General features: G+C 39.6%; 5 protein-coding genes. All 5 read right to left on the minus strand.

Going from position 1 to position 4173, the window contains the following annotated elements; all coding sequences use genetic code 11:
- Positions 1-147 precede the first annotated feature (147 nt).
- The gene (locus AC22ZQ_RS12910; RefSeq protein ID WP_318959178.1) at positions 148-861 is read right to left on the minus strand and encodes a 3-oxoacyl-ACP reductase family protein; all 714 of its coding nucleotides are present in this window, start codon (positions 859-861) and stop codon (positions 148-150) included.
- Positions 846-1730 carry a GNAT family N-acetyltransferase gene (locus tag AC22ZQ_RS12915; RefSeq protein ID WP_318959179.1) on the minus strand — a complete coding sequence of 295 codons (885 nt, stop codon included), beginning with the start codon at positions 1728-1730 and terminating at the stop codon, positions 846-848. The genes AC22ZQ_RS12910 and AC22ZQ_RS12915 overlap by 16 nt, the downstream gene beginning before the upstream one ends.
- A complete protein-coding gene (locus AC22ZQ_RS12920) occupies positions 1720-2715 on the minus strand; it encodes a polysaccharide deacetylase family protein (protein WP_318959180.1) in 996 nt (331 codons plus the stop codon). Before AC22ZQ_RS12920 ends, AC22ZQ_RS12915 begins: the two co-directional genes overlap by 11 nt.
- 270 nt (positions 2716-2985) lie before the next feature.
- Positions 2986-3285, minus strand: coding sequence for a GIY-YIG nuclease family protein (locus tag AC22ZQ_RS12925; protein ID WP_413468685.1), 300 nt, complete (start codon positions 3283-3285; stop codon positions 2986-2988).
- A 251-nt stretch (positions 3286-3536) separates the two neighbouring features.
- The gene (locus AC22ZQ_RS12930) at positions 3537-3941 is read right to left on the minus strand and encodes an RrF2 family transcriptional regulator (protein ID WP_318959182.1); all 405 of its coding nucleotides are present in this window, start codon (positions 3939-3941) and stop codon (positions 3537-3539) included.
- Positions 3942-4173: the final 232 nt, after the last annotated feature.

Raw genomic sequence — 4173 nt, forward strand, 5'->3', positions numbered from 1 at the left:
GATTTGATGATTTGAGGGATTTGTCTCTCGGCTCCGCTCGAGAACCCGTTTTCCTTTATTTGCTGGGGTTAGAGGGGTTATTTAAACAATTTAACCTTCTAGAAATCTAACTCTCTAGCATCTAACTTCTTAATTCTGAATTCTTAACTAGTACAGTCCTCCATTAAGGTTGAGGGTTTGACCTGTAATGAAGCTACCTTCTTCGGATAAAAGTAGTTCTAATGTTTTCGCGATTGTTGCAGGTTCTCCTAATTGATTCATGGGAACATTTTTAAGGATTTCAGCGCGTAATTCTTCAGGTACATCATCTATCATCCCTCTATTAAAATAACCTAACGCCAAGGCATTCACTGTAATGTTAAAGGTTGCCAATTCTTTACTCATGGTTTTTGTCATACCAATGAGTCCAGCCTTTGAAGCCGCATAGGCCGTGGTACCGATAAACCCCGTTTGGGCCACAACACTACTAATGTTAACAATACGTCCCCAATTGTGCTTACGCATCAATGGAATGGCATATTTACTCGTAAGGAAAGGCGCTTTGAGGTTAACATTCATTGTCGCATCAAAATCGTCTACAGATGTTTTCCAAGAGATGGCACTTTTAGAAATACCAGCATTATTGATGAGCATATCTAAACGACCGAATTTTTCTTCAATCTTGGCCATCATTCTTTTCACCTCATGTTCTTGGGTAAGGTCTGCCTGCGTTAATAGAACGTTTTCGTTCTCAATATTTAAAATGGGATTAGCATTAAAATGCAGCACTAATTTAATGTGACTTTGGGCTCTGAAATGTTCCGTTAAGGCCGTTCCTAATGCACCTGAGGCACCTGTTATTAATACTACTTTTTCTTCCATGCTTTTAAACTTTGTGCGAGTTTAAACCAAAAAGGAGAATTATCATAGTGATAAGCAAAATACTTTTGGTCTACTCCACCTAATTTATAATTGAAGGATTTCACGCTATCTACACGCGATCCACCAAAATCAAATATTTTATTTTCTGCCACCGCTTCTTCTCTTGCATTGTTGAGCAAAGCATACATGGCCCCTAACTTTTTCAAATCTTCAGAACTCGCACCTTTTAAATAAATGCGACGATTACCAAAATCCATCAAGAGCACACAAGCAGCTATCTTACCCGATACGCGAACGACATAACATTTTAAATGTTGCGCACCCGTTAAGTTCTCTGCCAAACGTGCAATAATTTCTACCTCATCCCCTTTGTAAAAATCTAACTTCTCCGCCAAGGTATTGGTAATAAATTCCAAATGTTCTGCTTTGTAATCTTCTACAACTATGCTATGGCCCGACTTCTCGAACTTTTTAAATTGTCGTTTCGCATTGGTAGATATTTTAGCGCCTTCCTCAAATTGTTGAAACACATAGATTTCAGAGGGAATCCATTCTGGAATTTCGCGCCTAAAGTTGACCATAGAACGCTTAAAATGCTTTTTTATTACCTCCTCTAATTCAGGTCTTCCAGCAGGAACATCTCCAATCACTTCTTGGTAACGGCTGAAGAAGGGTTGATACAGCGTTTTCAATCCCAAACGCACGGTATAGGGCAAAGCCACCCCCCAGTTTTCATCTTTTTTCCAATAGACAAACCAATTCTCTGCCGTGGCATCCAAGTATGTAGAAGTAGAAAAAATGCTTGCTCCGTGTAGCGCCACAAAATCATCCCAAGCCACCTTGTCGAGTCGCTCTGAACTAATCAGCATCGGGCAAATCTTTAAAGGTTAAAAACGCGTGTTTGTTTTGCATGGCTTGAATATAAGATTCTAATCGCTCAAATGAAAATAAGGTCATACTTTTTGGATGTCCTATCACCACTAGATCTGTTCTTCCTGATTTGGCAAACTTGCGCGTTGCACTTTTCAGTTTGGAAGCAAAGTATCCATCCATGCTAATATGATTCCAGGATGATTTGGTCAAGTGTTTTTGTTTACGACCGGGTTGAGCAATGAAATTTCCATCTCCCAGCATTTTGTGTCGCGAAGGTCTAATTCTCCCCCATCCATACAACTGCCAATAAAAGAAAGGGTGATATTTCATCCCCCCAATAGGAATCTCTGTGAAGTATCCTTCAGGATATTCGTGCGTTAATACACTTTGAAAATTATAGCGTCCTTTATTGGGTGCAGTCGTGAAATCAAAAGCATAGTGCTCTGAATGAAATTCACCACCTTGAAAAACAGTAGTATCATACTTAATACCTAACTCCTGAAAAGCTTTTTCAACTTTGGAGAAAGGTTGCAAACACCAACCTCCTGCTCTAAAGCTATTCACTTTTCTACCGATAAGTTCCTCTAATTTTTCTTTGTAACGCTTCACCAAAGGATAGATCTCCTCTTCTTCAAAATCATCTAATTTATAGTGCAAGTTCGTTACCATATTCCACCCTTCTGTAGTGTAAGAACAATCTTCCCAATGTGGATGAATATGTAATTGAACATCACTCCCCTCTGCTATAATTTGTCGCAATTGATCTACCACTTTTTGATAATCCTTTTGTAAGGAGGGATAATCATTTCTATACCGATCGCACGCTAAGAGGTAGCCCACATCCACAAAGTAGGTCATACCAACCCCATACTTCTTACTAATCTCTAGCAAACGCTGTGTTGGTTCCAAGATACATTTCTCCACACTACCTGTAGGGTTTCCAAAGAAAAGTTCATAGTCGAGGGTCAGAAAAATGTTCATGCCGACTAAGATAGGACTTTTAGAGATTTAGACGCTTAGACGGTTAGATTTTTAGACGGTTAGACCGTTAGACTTTTAGATTTTTAGAAGGATCTTCGGTGGGTTGGCCTTCGAGACTTCCACTACGTGGAACCTCAGGCCGCCTATTAATTCACAAATTAAAATTTAAAATTCAAAAAAAGGTTATACCGAGGCCTGAGGTCCGAGGTACGAGTTGTCTCGAAGGCCGTAAACTAGAAGAATTAGCCGTCTCGAAGGCCGATAGATAGTTCAAAGATCTCTGTATGCTTTCGCTAATTCCGGTAAGTCCTTATGCTTTCCATTTACAAGCGCTTCCTTCTTTTTACGGGACCATTTTTGGATTTGTTTTTCTCGGTTGTATGCAAGATAGACATGAGGATAATATTCGAAATACTGGAGTTTTACTGGAAGTCGTTTTTTGGTGTGATTTGCTCCATCTTCGCTTTGATGTTGCCGAAACTCAGGACGCAGTGTAACGGTTAAAATTTGAATGTACTGAACATACCGAGGCCTGAGGGGTGAGGTACGAACCGTCTCGAAGGCCGACAAATTTGAGGGAAACTAAAGCCTGTGGGGCAAGGTCAGAACAGTAACAAAAAACTAATGACATGAAGAAAGAATATGAATACTTACCCAAAACCAATCAAACAGGGATAGGATGGAAAACCCGCAGGGGCTTTTGTGCTTGAAACTTATTGGAAAAGAAGCGACCTTGGAAGCTTCTGAGACTATGTAGTTGAAATGCAAATAGTACCGAGGATTTGGAAGGATAGCCCGGCCGTTTGCCACTTCTATCCTACTTATAAATCTGCAATCGTCTTGTTCTCCACTACGTTGAGGATGCTATCTCTTACTTCGACCATGGCTTTGTTGAGTTTACAGGTTTCCTCCGAATCGCAATCGTCGCACTTTTCGTAATAATTCAAACTCACGCAGGGAAGCCAAGCAATTGGTCCTTCCAAGGCTCTATACACTTTGGCCAAAGAGATTTCGTTGGCTGGTTTCATGAGATAATATCCTCCCCCTTTTCCTTTTTTAGACGAAAGGATTCCTTGTTTTTTAAGGTCGAGCAAAATAGACTCTAAAAATTTGAGGGAAATATTTTGGGTACTGGCGATTTCTGAAATCAAAACGGGTTTGCCTTTTTCTTGTTGAGACAAGTAGCTCAGTGCTTTTAAGCCGTATTTGGTTTTCTTAGAAATCATGAAGTAAAAGTAGAGATTTTTTGAAAATTGGGGTTGGTTTGGGGCAATTTTTTCAACTTCTGCTTGAGTATCCGCTATTCTTCCGAAATTGAAAAAATAAACTTTTGAATTCTTTACTCATTTTAATTCGCTGTCACAAAGCGGCATTAATATTAAGTTTTCAGTACATTTAATACCGAAGGAACGTGGTTGTAAGTTTCAATATGATAAAGCTTCGGAAAGAAAGCGGATA

This window comes from Lishizhenia sp. (assembly GCF_057456495.1).